Origin of the sequence: Bacillus sp. V2I10 (assembly GCF_030817055.1) — a bacterium.
Taxonomy (GTDB): Bacteria; Bacillota; Bacilli; order Bacillales; family Bacillaceae; genus Bacillus_P.
The window spans coordinates 16,878-34,775 of record NZ_JAUSYV010000001.1 but is presented as its reverse complement, the minus strand read 5'-3'; the positions used below and the strand labels follow the sequence as shown (position 1 = coordinate 34,775).

The window sequence follows — 17,898 nt, the reverse complement described above, 5'->3', positions numbered from 1 at the left end:
ATAGGTATGGCACATATTGATTGGAATTTAGTCGTATATTGATATTGGCTCAGGAGAAGGGGCTAATGTTCTTTTTGTTGAATATACAAAGACAGTGAGTTTTAACCAAACGTTTAAGGAGGCATCAAATGGATAAAAGAGTTCAATTCGACTTTGAAATCGTGTTTACTAACGGGGGAGGACTTCAGGGACAGGAATTCCGGCTTGATATTGATGGAGATGACATCTCTGATGAGGATCTGACCAAATATATCGTAGAAGATATGAGGCTGCTTATGGTTGGCGAAGTAAGGATTTTTAACAAAAAAATCATTGCGGAAAAACATAAACGAAAACCTGCTGAAGAAAGCGCCGGTCAGTAAATGTGTTTTTTGATTCTGGATCGGTGATGAAAGGAGAAAAAATGGCGGATTTGAGCATGAAGCCGGTCATTACAGGAGAAAAAGTAATTCTCAGACCTTTTAAAGCTGATGAAGATTTACCCTTTATAGAAGAATGTTTAAAGGATCCTGTTGTTCTAAAATATACCGGCAGTTCTGACGAGTACGACAGAGAAGAGGTTTACAATTGGTATCACTCCAGAAATGAACAAACCGATCGCTTTGACCTTGCCATTGTAGATAAATCCCAAAATATCTTGGTTGGAGAAGTAGTGGTCAATGAATATGATGAACAAAATCAAAGCATGAATTTCAGAATCCTTATTGGTCCGAGAGGCAGAGATCGCGGCTTGGGGAAGGAAGCATCTCAGCTAATCATCGAGTATGTTTTTAAAAATACAGACCTCAATTTCCTGACGCTGAGTGTTTTTGCTTTTAATCCCAGAGCAATGAAGGTGTATGAAAACCTGGGGTTTGTTATACAAAGTGTGGATCAAAATAAATTAGAGTTTGAAAGAGAATGGATTGATTCTATTAATATGAAATTGACACGAGAAGATTGGATGAAGGGGAAGTGACATATGAGCGGAATTGCAAAAACTCCTGATCCGCCTTATTATGCAGTGATTTTTGCCTCAGAGAGAACGGAGGCGGATAATGGGTACGGGATCATGGCGGACAAAATGGTAGAGCTGGCTTCTCAGCAGAGCGGCTTTTTAGGCGTGGAAAGCGCAAGGGATGAAGGATTGGGGATTACCGTTTCGTATTGGGATTCTCTGGACTCCATCCAAAAATGGAAAGAACATTCAGCCCATATGGCAGCCCAGTATCGAGGAAAAGCGGAATGGTACAAAACGTTTTCTCTCAGGGTTTGCAAAGTAGAGAGACAAAGCTTTTTTGAGGTGTGAGTGGAGCAATTATTTCAGCATTGCCCTGAAAAAAGTGCGTCAATCCTGGTATTAGAACAATTGTATTAGCGGTTGTCCTGAAAAAAGTGCGTTAATCCTGGTATTAGAGCAAGTTTATTAGCGGTTGTCCTGAAAAAAGTGCGTAATCCCGGCAATAGAGCAAGTTTATTAACGGTTGCCCTGAAAAAAGTGCGTTAATCCTGGTATTAGAGCAATTGTATTAGCGGTTGTTCTGAAAAAAGAGCGTTAATCCTGGCAATAGATCAATTTTATTAACGGTTGTCCTGTAAAAAGAGCGTCATTCCTGGTATTAGAACAATATTATCAGCGGTTATCCTGAAAAAAGTGCGTAAATTTAATAAAAAGCATACCACCTGCCATGTGGTATGCTGCTTCCTCTTTATTCCTCCGAAAACCTCTCCCAGGACTTCTGATATTCATTGAGCAACTGCGTGCGGTTCAGCTGTTTTCCGACATAGAGCTGTGTGGCGGCGCCGAATTCTTCCCGGATTCCGACGGGAAAGTCGAACCAGTTAGAAGGGACGGTGTTGCCTTTTTTGTAGTTTTGAATCGTTTCTTCTGCAAGTGGGCCAAGATCATCCGAGTTGATGTGATGGAAGGCGGGAATGAATTTGAATTCTTCCGTCATGTACCGTTTGCCCTGCTCGGAAGACACCATCCAGTTTAAAAATTTTTTGGCTTCTTTTTTCTTTTCAGGGCTGGCCTGCTTGTTCACGGCCCAATAGTTTGGAACACTGACGACAAGTGCTTCCTTTACAGGCCGGTCATTAATTGGGATCGGCATAAAGCCGATGTTCATGTCCGGCGCAGCCTGATCGATCATCGGCTGAATCCAGTTGCCCTGCTGAATGATCGCTGCTTTACCGGAAGTGAAAAGATTTACTTCCATCGTGTAGTCTGTAGTCAGTGGGTTATCATTTCCGAACTTTAAGGTGAGGTCGAGCAAGTTAAGCAAATCGTTAAAATTTTGATTGGTCGTAATTTTTTCCGTTCCGTTATTCAGGTTTTGGATAAACTCCTCTGTATTTTCCTGCTGGGCGAATGCGACATTCATCAGGTGATCGCCAAGCTTCCAGTCTTCATAGTAGCCTGTTGCAAACGGAGTGATGCCAGCCTTCTGCAGTTTTTCTGCAGCTGATGTCAGCTTAGTAAGAGTGTCAGGCGGTTCCACAATGCCGGCTTTTTTAAACAGATCCTTATTAAAAATAAACCCATAGCCTTCAAGGTTAATCGGCATACCGTAAACCTTACCTTTCAACGTCACCGGGGTCAGTGCTTCTTGGTAGGCCTGATCCACCCAGGGCTCACCGGAGAGATCCTCTAGATAGTTCTGCCACAGCATGGTATTTTCAAAGCCGGTGTTTGTGAAAATATCCGGCCCGGTGCCAGTCGCCATTTCCGCTTTCAGATCGGACAGGTCATCCATTGCGCCCCCAACGGTATGCACCCGGATATTGACATTGGGATTCTCCCGCTCATAAGCCCGCGTCATTTCTTCAAATTGAGTGGAGACCTCTACTTTGGGATTCCTTAGATCAAGTGTGACTTTCGGGTCTTTCTTTTCTATTTTTTCTGGCTGGGCTTCATTTTGGCATGCCGAAAGAAGCAGGCTGACCAATAAAAAGAGAGATAAGAACACGCTTTTCATCATGTCACCCCTTTGCTGCTGTTCCTGAACTCAAAAGGCGTCATGCCAACGACCTTTTTAAATAGCTTTGAAAAGTAGATTTCATCCTGATAACCAAGCATGGTTGAGATAGAGTAGATGCTTTTGTCCGTTTCCTGCAGCCAAGATTTTGCCTGGCTGATTCTAAGCTCTGTAATGTATTTGGAAAGGGTCATTCCAGTTTCCTGCTTAAACTTCCGTGAGATATGCTCGCGGCTTAAAAAGAAGACATTCGACAGTTTTTCCAGACTCAAATCCTCCATATAATAGGTTTTAACATAAGAAACGATGTCCTCCATACGCCGGGCAGCATCGATTTCATCCAAACGGTGGATCGATCTGAAATTTTGTTCCTCAAGCTTTTTCTCCAAGGTCTGAAAAGCCGGCCTGATTTGTGATAAAGACTCAATCGGTTCTCCTGTTACAAGCCTTACAGGGAGGTCGAATTCCCGGCTGATATACTCTTCAACAGACAGCCACTGGTCGCAGATCGTGATCACAAGGCAGAGGTTAAGGTCTGTCTGGAGGGAAAAGGCATTTCCCACTCTGCGGTCCATCAGCTCATCTGAAAGGTTTTCTATATAAGAATCCGGATTGTGCATCTGATAAAAAGAAAGCAGTGTCAGCTCATAGCCTGCTGATTCAGGAAGAAACTCGGCCAGGCTGTCGGCATCTGAACGGTCACCAAGGCAGATCGCAGTCGCCAGCTGATTTCTCCGCAGTTTTTTTGCATCTTCCAGCACTTCTGCATGCTCGAAGTCATCTTTCCATGCTTGTACGGATTTTTTCAGCGTGTGATTGAATGCTTCATACTCAATCGGTTTCAGCAAATAATCGAAGCTGCTGTGCTGGATGGCCTTGCGCATATAGGAATAATCATTATATCCAGTGATGAAAATCACTTTTCCCGGATAGGAAATCGAATCAAGCCACTCAATCAGTTCCATACCGGTCATTCCGGGCATTTTTATATCTGTAAAGATCAGTTCAGGCTGCTCTTTCTCAATCCATTTTTTCGCTTCCTTGCCGTTGCTTGCCTCCAGCAGCTTGGTGATTCCGTATTGTTCCCACTGGCCTAAATGGCGGAGGACGTCCCGCACATTGAATTCATCGTCGACAATCAGTGCTTTCACCGTGTTCAACTCCTTGCCTAAGTCTTTATGATTTTGGGGAGATCTCTATCGGAATTTTCATGCTGACGGAAAAACCCTTTCCGTTTATTGAATCAACTTTCATTTCAGCACTTTGCCCATACCGCAGAAGCAGTCTGTCGCGGATATTCTTCAGGCCGATATGCTCGTGTGAATAGGTCCCTTCGTAAGGCGGTGTATAAATATGGTTCCGCAGAGTTTGAAGCACTTCTGCTGTGAGACCAGGGCCATCGTTCTCAACAGTAAATTGAAGATATTCTTTATGTTTCTTCCCGGTAATGGACAAATGAGCGCTGCTGTAGCCTTCCTCATACGTGTGTTTAAAGAAATTCTCAGCGAGCGGCTGCAGAATCATACTTGGTATAGTTATGTCCAGAATAGATTCATCCATCTCGAGTGAATAGCTGACATCTTCGCCAAAACGTTCGGTTTGAAGGGAGAGATACGCTTTTGTGTACTCTGCTTCATCCCTGACCCGCACCCATTGATCCGCCTGCAGAGAGTAGCGCATCATTTTGGACAGGGAGGTCAGCAATTGGTACACCTTTGGAGCATTCGACCTTAATGCAACTGCACCGATCGATTGCAGAGCATTAAATAAGAAATGCGGATTAATCTGTGATTTTAACGCTCTGAACTGGTTTTTCCTGTTTTCAATTTCAAGCTTATATTCACGGTCAATGTGGGAATTGATCCGGTTCATCATATCTTTCATGTGCGACTCCAGATGGCCGATTTCATCGTCTCTGGCATCGTCAAACGGAACATTCATATTTCCGCCTTCAATGGAGCGGACTTTGCTGCTCAGCCTTGCGATCGGGCGGGTAATTCGGTTTGAGATAATACCTATCATCAGAAGACCAAGCAATCCAACGCCAATGCCGACAAGAATATTGGTGTATGCGGTTTTCCGGACATCTTCATATAAGGACTGACTTGACGTAATTTTAATCAGCTTCCAGCCGTTTAATGAGCCTGAAAGCTCCTTGGAAAGCAGAATATCGTCATCCTGCCGGCTCCTGTTTCCGTCCAGACGCTGCTTTTCACCTTCAGGAAGGGGCTTTCCAATCAAGGAACGTTCATTTGCATACAGGACTCGATCTTGTGAATCTATCAGCAAAACAGAAGATGCATCACCTTGGACAAGGTTATTGCAAATGCGGGCATAGCCCCCTAAATCAATGTCGATGGTGATGATGCCGAGGAATCTCTTAGAGAGAACGTCTGTAATTTTATGATGAAACGTCATCACCATCGTTTTATCTGACTTTGGAATAATCGCTGCGTTGTTGTAATTGATAAGAGGGCGGGGCGGTTCAATCAAATAGTTCAAGTCAGAAGCATACAGCTCTTTGATCGGGCTCTGATCAAGAAAATCCGGCTGATGTCTGCGTGTGCTGATCATCGCATTGTACAGCGTGAACGATTCTTTGTTTTTATCAATATAGAACCGGATTTGCCGGATTTCGTTTCTCATCAGATAAAAGGTTTCGAGACTCTTTTCCATTGTCTTGGGGCTGAAATAAATGGAGTCTTCAAAGCCGTTGTTAAAAATCCGGAACAGATCAGGATCCCGGTAAAGGATATAAGGAAAATCAATCATGCCGTCAAAATACTGCTCCAGCTCCTCCGCATTCTTCTGAAGCTGATCCCGGCTGTTTTCAAGTTCATGCTGCTCCACACTGTTTTTTGTGTAGGTATAGATGAAAAAAACAGATAGGAAATACGGCAGAACGATGAAAATCAGCAGCATAATCAACAGGCGGCTTTGTATACTTTTCACGGGAGTCACTCCTTTGGCGGATACTCAAGATTTTTCTTTCTCTCTTTAGCATCCTAAAACTATATCAAACCAAAAAACCAAGTCAATCCTGCACAAGTAGGATTCGAAAAAAGATAATTATCCTTATATTTTTCGCAGAGCGGGGCTATATTATGTTACCGTCCCTATATGATATGCAAACAAAAAAGCTGAAGAGGTCTTCAGCTTTTACATGTTGTTATGCTATTTATCCTACTTTTTCAAAAGCAAATACATAAAATAAGGTGCGCCGATTAGCGCAATCATAATCCCCGCAGGTATACCCTCGGGTTCGATCATGTTCCGTCCAATCGTATCCGCTAATAGCAGGAGAAAAGCACCAATCAGAATGGCCACCGGCAGGAAGAGCTGATTTCGAGGTCCGACCAGAGCCCTTGCAATGTGCGGAGCCATGAGCCCGACGAAGGCGATGCCTCCTGTAACGGAGACGGCTGATGCTGCAAGGGCAATTGCTGTCAGCAGCAGAATAATTCTTTCTTTTTCAACGGATACACCGAGGCCGATTGGCACAGCTTCACTCATGCCGAGAAGGTTCAGCCTGTTTGCTTTGTACAGGGCAAAGGGAATGAGGATGACTGCCCAAGGTAAAGTGGCCCAAATAAATGGCCAGTCTGCGCCCCAAATATTACCTGCAAGCCACTTGGCAATAAAATCAACTTTTTGACGTTCAGCAGATGAAATAAGGACGATCATTAAACCTGAGAGAGCCATAGAAAATCCCACCCCGGTCAATACGAGTTTGACTGGCTGCATGCCCGCAGTCCTGCTGTACGAAAAAGCATAGATGAGAACAGCAGTAAGCAAGGCCCCGGCAAATGCAACTAAAGGCAGCATATAAACGAATGAACCTGCGTCAATTGGAAAGTACAAAAAGAATACAGCGATAGCCGCTCCAGCCCCAGAGTTAATACCGATAATGCCTGGGTCGGCCAGATCATTTCTTGTGATGCCCTGCAAAATGGCACCAGATAGAGCGAGCGCCATTCCTGCTAGGATGGTGATGATGATCCGCGGCAGGCGAATGGAATAGAGAATAAAGTCTTCTTTAAATGTACCCTGTCCAAGCACAACGGGAAGCAGCCTGTCATAAGAGAGGGAGGCATAGCCAAGCCCCATACCGGCAATAATGGTCGTTAAAAGCAGGATAAACAAGATCAAAATGGTTATTCGCTGTTTTTTGACTAATGCAGAATGAATCATGTGAAATCACGGCCTCCTTTGCGGACAATAAAGAGAAAGAAAGGCAGGCCAAGAACGGCAACCACCGCAGCGACTGGTGTTTCATACGGGGCATTGACGGTACGGCCGACAGTATCTGCAAGCAGCATGAATGCAGCTCCCATGATGACGGACATCGGGATGATGTACCGGTAGTCCGTCCCGACGATTGCCCGCACGATATGAGGAACCATCAGTCCGACAAAGGCTAAATTACCGGCAATGGCAACGCCTGCACCTGCAAGCAAGACGATAACAACAAACAAAATCCCCTTAATGGCAACCGTTTTTTGCCCTAGTCCGACGGCTACCTCTTCGCTTAAACTAAGAATGGTCAGCTGTCTGGAAAGCATCAGGGAAATGAGGATGCCGCCTGCAATAAACGGAATAATGAACTGCAGCTGGCTCCAGGATGTTCCAGCCATACCGCCGGAAGTCCACATGGAAACATCCTTTGAAAGCTTAAAGGTAATCCCGAATCCCTCAGCAACCGCAAAGAGAAAAGCAGACACAGCTGCTCCGGCCAGAACAATCCGCATAGGAGAGAAACCGCCCTTTTTCATAGAGCCGATGCCTAAAACCATCGCCGCTCCAACGGCACAGCCAATAAAACAGGCAATCATAATGCCGAAGTAATTCACGCCTGGAATGAAAGCCAGGGTAATGGCAAGCGCAGCTGTACCGCCGGCTGTCAGCCCGATTAATCCTGGATCAGCCAGAGGATTTCTCGTCAGCCCCTGCATGATGGCGCCAGATACGGCAAGAGCTGCACCGACAGCCATAGCTGCAACCTCCCGCGGAAGGCGGATTTCACGGATCATAGTGGCTTTATCGCTAAGTTCTGTTCCCGTCATGGCGAGCCATACATCATTTAACGCTGTATCTGCAGCTCCGAAGATCATTGCTGCAGCGAAAGCACCAAGAAACACGAGAATTCCCGCAGCCATTTTCAATATAAACAAGTACGTTTTCATCATCCATCATTCTCTTCTTTTTAGAATAAAGGAAAAGGAATTCTTAAAGTAAGAATCCCTCTTCTGAATATTAGTTTGCAAGGAAGCTTTTCTTAAAGAATTCAAGCTGGTAGTCCAATGAGATTGGATCGTTGAAATAGAATTCCTTTGCGTTCGCTTCGAATACTTGATTGTTTTTGACTGCAGGAATGTTTTTGTATGTTTCTGTCTCCTGGAATGAAGTATCTCCGTCTGAGTTTTTGCTGAAAATCATATAATCTCCTGCATATTCAGGGAGAACCTCTGCAGAGATGGCATAAAATCCGTCTTTCAATGCCATTTCCGTCACTTTTTCAGGCATTTTCAATTTCATTTCCTGATAAAGAATTTCAGTGCCGCGAGCCCAGTTGTCGCCGAATACGTAGAGCTGTTTATCGAAGTTTTCAATAACAGAAACCGTTGCATCTTCGCCGATTTTTGCTTTAATGTCTTCACCTGCAGTTTGTGCGCGGTTTTTGAAGTCATCAATCCAAGCTTGAGCTTCTTTTTCTTTGTTTAAAAGTTTTCCGATTTCAAGGTGCTGTGTTAAGTAATCAACTTTTCCGTAAGTATACGTAACAGTTGGAGCGATTTCTTTTAATTTATCAATGTTTTTGATGTTTGAAAGGCCGATTATCAAGTCCGGATTAAGTTCAATGATTTTCTCCAGATTATCATCTGTCACTTCTTCAACACCTTTTAAAGCTTCATAGCGGGGATTCATTTTTGACCATGAATCAACTCCGACAAGCTTTGTATCTAACGCCAAGACATTTCCTGCGAAAGAGGAAACGACAATAACGCGCTTGGGATCTGCTGGCACTTCAACTGGACCTGATTCTGATTCATAAGTAATGGTGCTTTTTTCTTCTTTTTTATCCGCACCATTTTCTTCTGCTGCTTCATTGCCGCATGCGCTAAGCAGGACTAAGAGCAACAGCAGGAATGGAATCATTAATTTCTTCATTTTCTTCTTCTCCCTTTATTAAGTTATAGGTCATGCACATTGGTTTATTAGTGCGCGGATCATTTCCAATCACCGCGTCAATATGAAAAACTTCTTTTAGCACATCACGGGAAATGACTTCTTCACATGTTCCGGCTTTCACAATTTCCCCGTCTTTTAGAGCAATGATATAGTCTGCAAAGCGGGCCGCCTGATTTAGATCGTGAAGAACCATGACAATGGTACGTTCCTGCTCAGCATTTAATGTTTGCAAAAGCTCAAGCACCTCAAGCTGGTGAGCCATATCAAGATATGTAGTAGGCTCGTCAAGAAAGATAATTTCCGTTTCCTGCGCGAGGGCCATAGCAATCCATACACGCTGGCGCTGACCACCTGACAGCGAATCGACAGGACGGAATTTATAGTCGGCTGTACCAGTCACCTCAAGAGCCCATTGAATGACCTCATAATCCTTCTTAGTTAATCTGCCGAAGCCCTTTTGGTGAGGGAAACGGCCGTATGAGACAAGCTCGCCAACTGTAAGGCCGGCGGCACTTTCAGGTGTTTGAGGAAGAATCGCCATTTTTTTTGCCAGTTTTTTTGTTTGTTCTTTAGAAATGGATTTACCGTCGAGCACGACGTCTCCAGACTGAAGAGAAATAATGCGGGTAATCGCTTTCAACAAGGTGGATTTTCCGCAGCCATTTGGACCGATGATGGTTGTGATCTTTTTATCAGGAATCCTGACGCTAAGATCTTTTACTATTAGACGTTCACCATAGCCAATGTTTACTGACTCGGTAAGTAGGCGAACCATTTTTCCCCCTCCATTTGCTGAAAAATTGGAAATAATTACTGATAATGATTATCAATATCGAACAAGAAAAGTCTATAATTCTTTTAAACTATTGTCAACAGCTGTTTGTCTTGTCAAAACAAAGAAAACACGATATATTCAATTGAGAATGATAATCAATGATCGTTGGATGTAAGGCCATCCTATTAATATAGAATCTTACGCTAAGGGAGTGTTGAGTGTGGTGTGGAATGAAATATTTGATGTGACGGTTATAGGGGGCGGTCCTGCGGGGCTTTATTCGGCTTTTTACAGCGGACTGAGAGAAATGAAAACAAAGATAATTGAATATCAGCCGCAGCTCGGCGGAAAAGTTCATGTGTATCCTGAGAAAATGATCTGGGATATAGGAGGACTCACTCCCATTTCCGGAGCACAATTAATTGAGCAGCTGGTTAAACAGGGGTTAACGTTTCATCCTGAAGTTGTGCTGAATGAAAAAGTAGAATCCATCTCAAAAAATGAAGAAGGTATTTTCGTGCTGAAGGCTGCATCCGGACGCACACATTATTCTAAAACCGTTATTGCAGCAGTAGGCGGGGGTATCCTGAATCCTCAGAAGCTCGAAATTGAAGGGGCAGAGAGATTTGAAGTCTCAAACTTGAACTATACTATAAAATCTTTAAAGCGCTTTAAAGATAAAACCGTCATCATATCAGGCGGGGGGAATTCAGCCATTGACTGGGCGCTTGAATTAGAGCCAGTTGCCAAAAAAGTATATGTCGTCTACCGGAAGGATGCATTAAAAGGACACGAAGCACAAGTGACGCACCTGATGAACAGTACAGCTTCGTGTTTATTTCACACATCCATTACGAAGCTGATGGCCTCTGAAGATCATGAAAGAATAGAGCGTGTGGAACTGACGAATCATGAAACTGGAGAAAGTTCTTATCTATCTATTGATGAAGTCATCATTAATCATGGGTATGAACGTGATGCGGCGCTGCTTCAAAACAGCCAGCTGAATATTGCGCTTGCAGAAGAGTTCTATATTGCCGGCAATGAATCGAGCGAATCATCTGTTGAAGGTCTTTTTGCTGCAGGCGACATCCTCATGCACAGCGGGAAGCTGCATTTAATCGCCGGAGCTTTTCAGGATGCGGCAAATGCCGTAAACAAAGCAAAGCAGTACATACAGCCAGATGCGCATAAGTCGGCGATGGTTTCCTCGCACAATGAAGTGTTTAAAGAGCGGAACCGGGAACTTGTAAAAGAGATGATGAAGTAAGCAGTAAGTAGTTTGGAAGAACGTTTTTTACAGTGGCAAATCTAGCTGATTTGAAAAAGGTATTAAATATAATGGGAAACTCAATCTGCCGCCAATGTGCTGAAAGGAGTTTTCCTTTTTTTATTCCGTGCTATTGTTAAAAGAATATTAAATATGTAAAAAGAAACAGGAATTTGTCGCTTCGTTCCGAACTTTATTATAGTTAAGCAACTTATCGATAAATGGTTCTAGGAGGAAGAGAATGGCTCAAAATGAAACGATGCATCCTAAACTAGTTAAAGTGATTGAAAATATAGAACGTGTCATGGTCGGAAAACGTGATGTAGCAGTGCTCAGTCTGGTTGCCATATTGGCTGAAGGCCACGTTTTGCTTGAAGATGTACCTGGCGTCGGGAAAACCATGATGGTCAGATCTCTTGCCAAATCGGTAGGAGCAGATTTTAAACGAATTCAATTCACTCCTGATTTATTGCCGTCTGATGTAACAGGAGTTTCTATTTATAATCCGAAAACGCTGGAATTTGAATACCGCCCGGGTCCGATTATGGGAAATATCGTCCTGGCCGATGAAATTAACCGTACGTCGCCTAAAACCCAATCCGCGTTATTAGAAGGAATGGAAGAAGCAAATGTCACGGTTGATGGTGTAACGAAATCCCTTGGGCGTCCATTCTTTGTCATGGCGACACAGAATCCGATTGAATACGAAGGCACTTATCCTCTTCCGGAAGCCCAGCTTGATCGCTTCCTTTTCAAAATCAGAATGGGCTATCCAACTCCGGGAGAAGAACTTGAAATTCTGAAACTCGCTGAAAAGGAAAGACCGATTCACCATATACAGGCTGTCATCACAAAAGAAGAATTAGTAGAGCTTCAAAAAGAAATACAGTCAATCTATGTAGATGAGACAGTGAAACGATATATAGTCGAGCTTGTTACAAAGACGCGCAAACATCCTTCCGTCTACTTAGGTGCAAGTCCCCGCGGATCCATCGCACTTATGAAATCCGCACAAGCCTTTGCTTTCCTGTATGGCCGTGACTATGTCATTCCGGATGATATCCAATATCTGGCCCCTTATACGCTTCCTCACCGGATGATCTTAAAATCAGAAGCGAAATATGAAGGGAAATCTGCTGAACAGCTGCTCTCTGAAATTATTTCAAGAACTTCTGTGCCGGTGCAAAGGTCGATGAGCAATTAATGAAATCCTTTTTTCTTAAAATCCGCTATGTCTGGAAGCTTGTGAGCCTTTTGTTTTTTACGGCTGTCACATATGCATATGCCATGTTTCAGGGAGGATTTGTGAGCTGGTTTTTATTTTACAGCTTTCTGCCGATCTCCATTTATTCGCTTTTGATTGCCATCTATCCAATCAGAAGTTTTCAAGTCACACGATCCATCAATCAGGAGCAATTTTTAGTAGGGGAAAAGTTAATCGGGACAATCACAATAAAAAGGAACGTGCCTTTTCCATTGTTCTATTTAATAGTAGAAGACATTTTGCCGGAGAAACTGTCCGAGCAGAAATTAATGAGTGAACCGAAAAAGCTTTTGTTCCCATGGTTTAAGAAGACGATCACCATGCAATATGAATTGAAGCGAATGCCGAGGGGCGAGCACCGCTTTACAGAGGTCCGGGTCCGAACGGGAGATCTGTTTGGCCTCATCGATAAAGAGATGATATTTGAATCAGAAAATTACTTCCTCGTTTATCCCCACTCGGTAGACTTGACCTATCGTCAATACGATAAGCAGTTTGAACAGGGAGCAACAAATTCTAAAGCTAAATTCTGGCAGGATACCACAATGGCAATCGGGATAAGGGAATATCAGCCTGGAGACCGTTTTTCGTGGATTGACTGGAAGGCAACAGCAAGAAGAGACCGCATCATGACGAAAGAGTTTGAACAAATGCAAAGTCATGATGTCGTGCTCATGATGGACCGGGTAAAGTCGGATGCTTTTGAAGAAATCGTCACGTTTTCTGCCTCGCTTGCTAGAGTGATTATAAAAAGCGGGGCCAAAATGGGGTTTGTTTCCGTTGGAAAGGAAAAAACAGTGTTCTCCCTGCAGGAAACGGAACAGCACCTGCAGCAGATTTACTATCACCTGGCAAAAGTGGATTGTGACAGCGGGCGTTCTTTTGCGGATGTAACAGAAAGCGAACTGCCGGTTTGGCAATCAAAAAATGTGACGCCATTGCTCGTAACGGCGAGCCTGTCACTCGATTTAGTCAGAAAACTTGAGCTCATTGGAAGCCGGAATCACTCAACGTTCGTGTTCCTTATTAAGAGAGAAGGGGAAAGGATCTCAAGAGAAGAAAAAGTGATGATAGAACGGCTGATGAAACGAAGGATTATGATAAAAGCAGTTAGTGCAGGCAGATTTGAAGATGCATTCAAAGAGGTGAGTACGCTGTGACCGAAAACTTTGAAAAACAGACATCCGTCTACATCTACTATGGATTTGCATTCCTGCTGCTGTGGGAATGGCTAAGGCCGCTGCAGGACTTCACGGAAACAGGGAATACCTTGGTGTTTGTCCTTTTTATTGGACTCAGCTTTTTGTTTATTTCGATTAAGGCTCGCTGGTATATAGGAGCTCTAGTAAAAATCTTTTACATTTTATTTGTCCAGCATCTTTTGTTTTTTGAGGGATCTTTTTTCAGTCCTGCATGGATTGGATTTTTTATAGGAGATATTAGTAATAATGCAGCTTTAATGATGGAAGCAAATTGGATGGAGATTTCCTCTCCTTTTCGTACACTGCTGTTCTTTGTTCTTTTATGGCTGCTTGTTTATCTGATTAATTACTGGATCATCTTTCAAAAACGCATCATGTTCTTTTTTATCATCACGATTGTCTATGTGACTGTGCTTGATACGTTTACAGAATATGATGCAAGCTTTGCCATTGTAAGAATTGTCGTCATTGGCTTTGTTTTAATCGGTCTGCTTTATCTGGAGAGGATCAAAATCCTTGAAAGAATTAAAAGAGAGCGGTATATGACGATAAAGTGGGTGCTGCCGCTTTCCGCTTTAATCGGCTGCGCCGTGCTGGTCGGCATTCTTTCTCCAAAAGCCGAACCGCAATGGCCTGATCCTGTTCCTTATTTGACGGCATATGGGAGCTCGGAGGAAGGACCGAACGGCACGGTTAATAAAATTGGCTATGGTCCTAATGACGAACAGCTTGGCGGAGCTTTTGTCGCTGATGATACCCCTGTTTTTACTGCGGTTGCCGCAGACCGTCATTACTGGAGAGTGGAAACAAAGGATTTATACACGGGTAAAGGCTGGGATGTTTCAGATTCTGATGCCGAATCTGTTCAAATGGATCCTGAAAACATCACCATTTCATCGACGGAAGAAGGGGTAGACACTGTTCCGCTTACAGCAAGTGTAGAGATTGATAATCGATACCGGTATGACCATGTCATATATCCTGCCGGAATTAAGTCCATCACTCTTCCGCGGGATTCCTCGTTAGACGTGAATCCTCTTACGGAACTTATGACGCCGCGACTGGCAGAGAACAGAGGGAACTTTTCTCCTGGATCGTACGAGGCAGCCTATGAGTTTCCAGACTTTAAAATTGATGAGCTCCGTAAGGTTTCATCAAATAATGGAGTACCGGAGGATATCCGGGCGCGTTTTACCCAGCTGCCTGAGCAGCTTCCTCAGCGGGTGCGGGATTTGGCACGGGAATTAACGTCTGATAACGATAATTACTATGATAAGGCGAAATCCATTGAAACCTACCTTGGAGGGTCGCAGTTTACGTATGAAACGACAGACGTTGCTGTGCCAAGAGGGGAAGAGGATTACGTGGATCAATTTCTTTTTGAAACCTTCAAGGGGTACTGTGATAACTTTTCGACCTCGATGATTGTTTTGCTTCGGGCTGCTGATATTCCGGCACGATGGGTAAAAGGGTATTCAGACGGAGCGTTTGTCCAAAACCTTGGCGGGAATCAGAAAGAGTACAAAATTACGAACAATAATGCTCATTCATGGGTAGAGGTTTACTTCAGCGGGATAGGATGGGTGCCGTTTGAACCGACCAAAAGCTTTACAAATCCATATGATTTTACGTTTAACTTGGATTCTCAGGAAAGTGCGGAAACGGAAACACCGGAACAATCCCAGCCTGAGAAAGAGCCTGCCCCTGAGGAAAACAAAACTCCGCAGTCAAGCAGCTCAAACAGCAGTTCATGGCCATTTTCCATACAAATTGGAAGTGCGGCCTTCTATCTTATCCTGATAGCGGCTGCGATGATTGTCTTTATTTTATATAAAACCAGGTTAAGATGGATGCCATATTTGATCTTGTACACCTATAAGCACCGCAAAGACGAAAAAGTGTACGGTGATGCATATGTCGCACTGTTAAAGCAGCTGGAGCGTTATGGATTAAAGCGTCAGGAGGGACAAACACTTCGGGACTATGCAAGGTATGTTGATTCCTTTTTTGACGTGCGCGATATGACCAAACTGACAGCCAGTTATGAAAAGTCTCTCTACCGAGGAGACAATTCGAAAGAAGAATGGATAAAATCAAAGGAATTGTGGGAAAATTTAATTAAAAAGATATCATCTTGACCGAATGACAGGACATTGTTAGAATAGGGAAAATTAATAGTACTTATCCTTCATATATCCTCGATAATATGGTTCGAGAGTCTCTACCGGATTGCCGCAAATAATCTGACTATGAAGGCAGAATAGACAAGTGTAAAAGCTAGAATTCTGCCTTCTTTTCTTTTTGGATTGAAGGCACAGTTCTAGCTTTTTTTCTTAATTTAAGCAAAAGATGCATCAGTGTCTGACGCATGACCCCTCTTTATTCATAAAGGGGATATCTTTCGAATGAGGTGACCACCCGTGATAAACATGCAAGATGAAATGGTTGTAGTGTTGGATTTTGGAAGTCAATATAATCAATTAATCACCCGCAGGATTCGTGAGCTTGGTGTATACAGTGAGCTTCATCCGCATACACTTACGGCTGAAGAAATCAAGAAGATGAATCCTAAAGGAATCATCCTATCTGGAGGACCGAACAGTGTGTACGGCGAACAGGCTTTCCGCTGTGACGAAAAAATCTTCGACCTTGGCATCCCTGTCCTCGGTATCTGCTACGGCATGCAATTGATGACTCATTACTTGGGCGGAAAAGTAGAAGCTGCCAACCATCGTGAATATGGAAAAGCGACTTTGAACGTTCAAACAGAAACAGCATTGTTTGCTGATCTGCCAAAACAGCAGATCGTGTGGATGAGTCATGGTGATTTAGTGGCTGATATTCCTAGCGGCTTTATTGTCGATGCGACAAGCCCTGCATGCCCTTTTGCAGCGATCAGCAATGAAGAGCGCCGTTTTTATGGGGTACAGTTCCATCCGGAAGTACGTCATTCTGAGTTCGGGAATGATATGCTGAAAAACTTTGTATTTGGAGTTTGCGGCTGTTCAGAAGAATGGTCAATGGAAAACTTTATTGAAATGGAACTTCAGAAAATCCGTGAGCAGGTCGGCGAAAAGCAAGTTCTTTGTGCATTAAGCGGAGGAGTTGATTCTTCTGTAGTAGCGGTCCTGATTCATAAAGCCATTGGAGATCAGCTGACATGTATCTTTGTTGATCACGGTCTTCTTCGTAAAGACGAAGCAGAGGGCGTTATGAAAACATTCAGTGAGGGCTTCAACATGAATGTCATTAAAGTTGATGCAAAAGAACGTTTCATGGATAAACTGCGCGGGGTCTCTGATCCTGAGCAAAAACGCAAAATCATCGGCAATGAATTCATTTACGTATTTGATGACGAGGCTACAAAACTTAAAGGCATCGAGTTCCTTGCTCAAGGAACTCTTTATACTGATATTATTGAGAGCGGCACGGCAACAGCTCAAACGATTAAATCACATCACAATGTAGGGGGACTTCCAGAGGACATGCAGTTTAAACTGATTGAGCCTTTGAATACCCTATTTAAGGATGAAGTGCGTGCATTGGGGTCTGAGCTCGGAATCCCTGATGAAATCGTTTGGCGCCAGCCTTTCCCTGGACCGGGACTTGGAATCCGTGTATTGGGAGCAATTTCTGAAGAAAAGCTTGAAATCGTTCGTGAATCTGATGCGATTTTACGTGAGGAAATTGCTAAAGCAGGACTTGAAAGAGATATCTGGCAATACTTTACAGTTCTTCCTGACATCCGCAGTGTAGGTGTTATGGGTGATGCAAGAACATATGATTATACAATTGGAATCCGTGCGGTTACTTCGATCGATGGGATGACATCTGACTGGGCGCGCATTCCATGGGAAGTGCTTGAGCTCATCTCTACCCGCATTGTTAATGAAGTAAAACATATCAATCGCGTTGTTTATGACATCACGAGCAAGCCGCCAGCAACCATTGAATGGGAATAGACGAACGAAAACGAACATTTTTAATTAAATGTTCGTTTTTATTGACGACTTTATTCCTGCGCTGTTAATATGAAGGTACACAAAATTTGTCTAAATACGTTCGTATAAAGTTGGGGATATGGCCCAAAAGTTTCTACCAAGCTGCCGTAAAGAGCTTGACTACGAGGTGTTATATAAGATTGGGATTTCGGAATACGTTCTTGAACCAGTCTTGTCTAATATCATTGTCGTCAAGCGCTCCCGCAGCAGGGAGCGTTTTTTTGCACTTATTCTATTTTT

At 43.5% G+C, this 17,898-nt stretch carries 15 protein-coding genes and 2 riboswitches; of the genes, 8 read left to right on the top strand and 7 right to left on the bottom strand.

The window, feature by feature from the left end:
• Nucleotides 1–128 precede the first annotated feature (128 nt).
• From QFZ72_RS00125 to QFZ72_RS00115, 3 genes are read left to right on the top strand one after another with little or no spacing between them, the layout of a single operon-like run.
• Nucleotides 129–362, top strand: coding sequence for a cyclase (locus tag QFZ72_RS00125; protein ID WP_307428001.1), 234 nt, complete (start codon nt 129–131; stop codon nt 360–362).
• Nucleotides 363–403: 41 nt separating this feature from the next.
• Nucleotides 404–958 (top strand): GNAT family N-acetyltransferase, encoded by a 555-nt coding sequence (locus QFZ72_RS00120; RefSeq protein WP_307427998.1) that lies wholly within the window; start codon nt 404–406, stop codon nt 956–958.
• 3 nt (nt 959–961) lie between these two features.
• Nucleotides 962–1,288, top strand: a complete 327-nt coding sequence (locus tag QFZ72_RS00115; RefSeq protein WP_307427996.1) for an antibiotic biosynthesis monooxygenase family protein — start codon at nt 962–964, stop codon at nt 1,286–1,288.
• A 400-nt stretch (nt 1,289–1,688) separates the two neighbouring features.
• Here the strand turns inward: QFZ72_RS00115 and QFZ72_RS00110 are convergent, their stop codons facing one another.
• The 7 genes from QFZ72_RS00110 to QFZ72_RS00080 form a co-directional block, all read right to left on the bottom strand.
• Nucleotides 1,689–2,957, bottom strand: coding sequence for an ABC transporter substrate-binding protein (locus QFZ72_RS00110; RefSeq protein WP_307427992.1), 1,269 nt, complete (start codon nt 2,955–2,957; stop codon nt 1,689–1,691).
• The gene (locus tag QFZ72_RS00105) at nt 2,957–4,108 is read right to left on the bottom strand and encodes a response regulator (RefSeq protein ID WP_307427990.1); all 1,152 of its coding nucleotides are present in this window, start codon (nt 4,106–4,108) and stop codon (nt 2,957–2,959) included. Before QFZ72_RS00105 ends, QFZ72_RS00110 begins: the two co-directional genes overlap by 1 nt.
• Before the next feature lie 25 nt (nt 4,109–4,133).
• Nucleotides 4,134–5,909 (bottom strand): cache domain-containing sensor histidine kinase, encoded by a 1,776-nt coding sequence (locus QFZ72_RS00100; protein WP_307427988.1) that lies wholly within the window; start codon nt 5,907–5,909, stop codon nt 4,134–4,136.
• A gap of 231 nt (nt 5,910–6,140) precedes the next feature.
• Nucleotides 6,141–7,148, bottom strand: coding sequence for a FecCD family ABC transporter permease (locus QFZ72_RS00095; protein ID WP_307427985.1), 1,008 nt, complete (start codon nt 7,146–7,148; stop codon nt 6,141–6,143).
• Nucleotides 7,145–8,143, bottom strand: coding sequence for a FecCD family ABC transporter permease (locus QFZ72_RS00090; RefSeq protein ID WP_307427982.1), 999 nt, complete (start codon nt 8,141–8,143; stop codon nt 7,145–7,147). Before QFZ72_RS00090 ends, QFZ72_RS00095 begins: the two co-directional genes overlap by 4 nt.
• 67 nt (nt 8,144–8,210) lie before the next feature.
• The gene (locus QFZ72_RS00085; RefSeq protein WP_307427979.1) at nt 8,211–9,125 is read right to left on the bottom strand and encodes an iron-hydroxamate ABC transporter substrate-binding protein; all 915 of its coding nucleotides are present in this window, start codon (nt 9,123–9,125) and stop codon (nt 8,211–8,213) included.
• Nucleotides 9,076–9,921 carry an ABC transporter ATP-binding protein gene (locus tag QFZ72_RS00080; RefSeq protein WP_307427974.1) on the bottom strand — a complete coding sequence of 282 codons (846 nt, stop codon included), beginning with the start codon at nt 9,919–9,921 and terminating at the stop codon, nt 9,076–9,078. Before QFZ72_RS00080 ends, QFZ72_RS00085 begins: the two co-directional genes overlap by 50 nt.
• 220 nt (nt 9,922–10,141) lie before the next feature.
• Between QFZ72_RS00080 and QFZ72_RS00075 the strand changes: the two genes are divergently transcribed.
• The 5 genes from QFZ72_RS00075 (at nt 10,142) to guaA (ending at nt 17,619) form a co-directional block, all read left to right on the top strand.
• The gene (locus tag QFZ72_RS00075) at nt 10,142–11,191 is read left to right on the top strand and encodes an NAD(P)/FAD-dependent oxidoreductase (RefSeq protein ID WP_307427972.1); all 1,050 of its coding nucleotides are present in this window, start codon (nt 10,142–10,144) and stop codon (nt 11,189–11,191) included.
• A gap of 241 nt (nt 11,192–11,432) precedes the next feature.
• The gene (locus QFZ72_RS00070; RefSeq protein ID WP_307427969.1) at nt 11,433–12,395 is read left to right on the top strand and encodes an AAA family ATPase; all 963 of its coding nucleotides are present in this window, start codon (nt 11,433–11,435) and stop codon (nt 12,393–12,395) included.
• 101 nt (nt 12,396–12,496) lie between these two features.
• Nucleotides 12,497–13,615: a DUF58 domain-containing protein gene (locus QFZ72_RS00065; protein ID WP_307427966.1), complete on the top strand. Its 1,119-nt coding sequence runs from the start codon at nt 12,497–12,499 to the stop codon at nt 13,613–13,615.
• Nucleotides 13,612–15,795: a transglutaminase TgpA family protein gene (locus tag QFZ72_RS00060; protein WP_307427963.1), complete on the top strand. Its 2,184-nt coding sequence runs from the start codon at nt 13,612–13,614 to the stop codon at nt 15,793–15,795. The genes QFZ72_RS00065 and QFZ72_RS00060 overlap by 4 nt, the downstream gene beginning before the upstream one ends.
• A gap of 30 nt (nt 15,796–15,825) precedes the next feature.
• Nucleotides 15,826–15,927: riboswitch (purine riboswitch) on the top strand.
• A 159-nt stretch (nt 15,928–16,086) separates the two neighbouring features.
• Nucleotides 16,087–17,619 (top strand): glutamine-hydrolyzing GMP synthase, encoded by a 1,533-nt coding sequence (guaA, locus tag QFZ72_RS00055; protein WP_373464650.1) that lies wholly within the window; start codon nt 16,087–16,089, stop codon nt 17,617–17,619.
• Nucleotides 17,620–17,699: 80 nt separating this feature from the next.
• Nucleotides 17,700–17,801: riboswitch (purine riboswitch) on the top strand.
• Nucleotides 17,802–17,898: the final 97 nt, after the last annotated feature.

Bases quoted from the DNA above. Each gene is read 5' to 3' on its own strand.
- QFZ72_RS00125 (WP_307428001.1), top strand. From the start codon at position 129: ATGGATAAAAGAGTTCAATTCGACTTTGAAATCGTGTTTACTAACGGG.
- QFZ72_RS00120 (WP_307427998.1), top strand. From the start codon at position 404: ATGGCGGATTTGAGCATGAAGCCGGTCATTACAGGAGAAAAAGTAATT.
- QFZ72_RS00115 (WP_307427996.1), top strand. From the start codon at position 962: ATGAGCGGAATTGCAAAAACTCCTGATCCGCCTTATTATGCAGTGATT.
- QFZ72_RS00110 (WP_307427992.1), bottom strand. From the start codon at position 2,957: ATGAAAAGCGTGTTCTTATCTCTCTTTTTATTGGTCAGCCTGCTTCTT.
- QFZ72_RS00095 (WP_307427985.1), bottom strand. From the start codon at position 7,148: ATGATTCATTCTGCATTAGTCAAAAAACAGCGAATAACCATTTTGATC.
- QFZ72_RS00090 (WP_307427982.1), bottom strand. From the start codon at position 8,143: ATGATGAAAACGTACTTGTTTATATTGAAAATGGCTGCGGGAATTCTC.
- QFZ72_RS00085 (WP_307427979.1), bottom strand. From the start codon at position 9,125: ATGAAGAAATTAATGATTCCATTCCTGCTGTTGCTCTTAGTCCTGCTT.
- QFZ72_RS00080 (WP_307427974.1), bottom strand. From the start codon at position 9,921: ATGGTTCGCCTACTTACCGAGTCAGTAAACATTGGCTATGGTGAACGT.
- QFZ72_RS00070 (WP_307427969.1), top strand. From the start codon at position 11,433: ATGGCTCAAAATGAAACGATGCATCCTAAACTAGTTAAAGTGATTGAA.
- guaA (WP_373464650.1), top strand. From the start codon at position 16,087: ATGCAAGATGAAATGGTTGTAGTGTTGGATTTTGGAAGTCAATATAAT.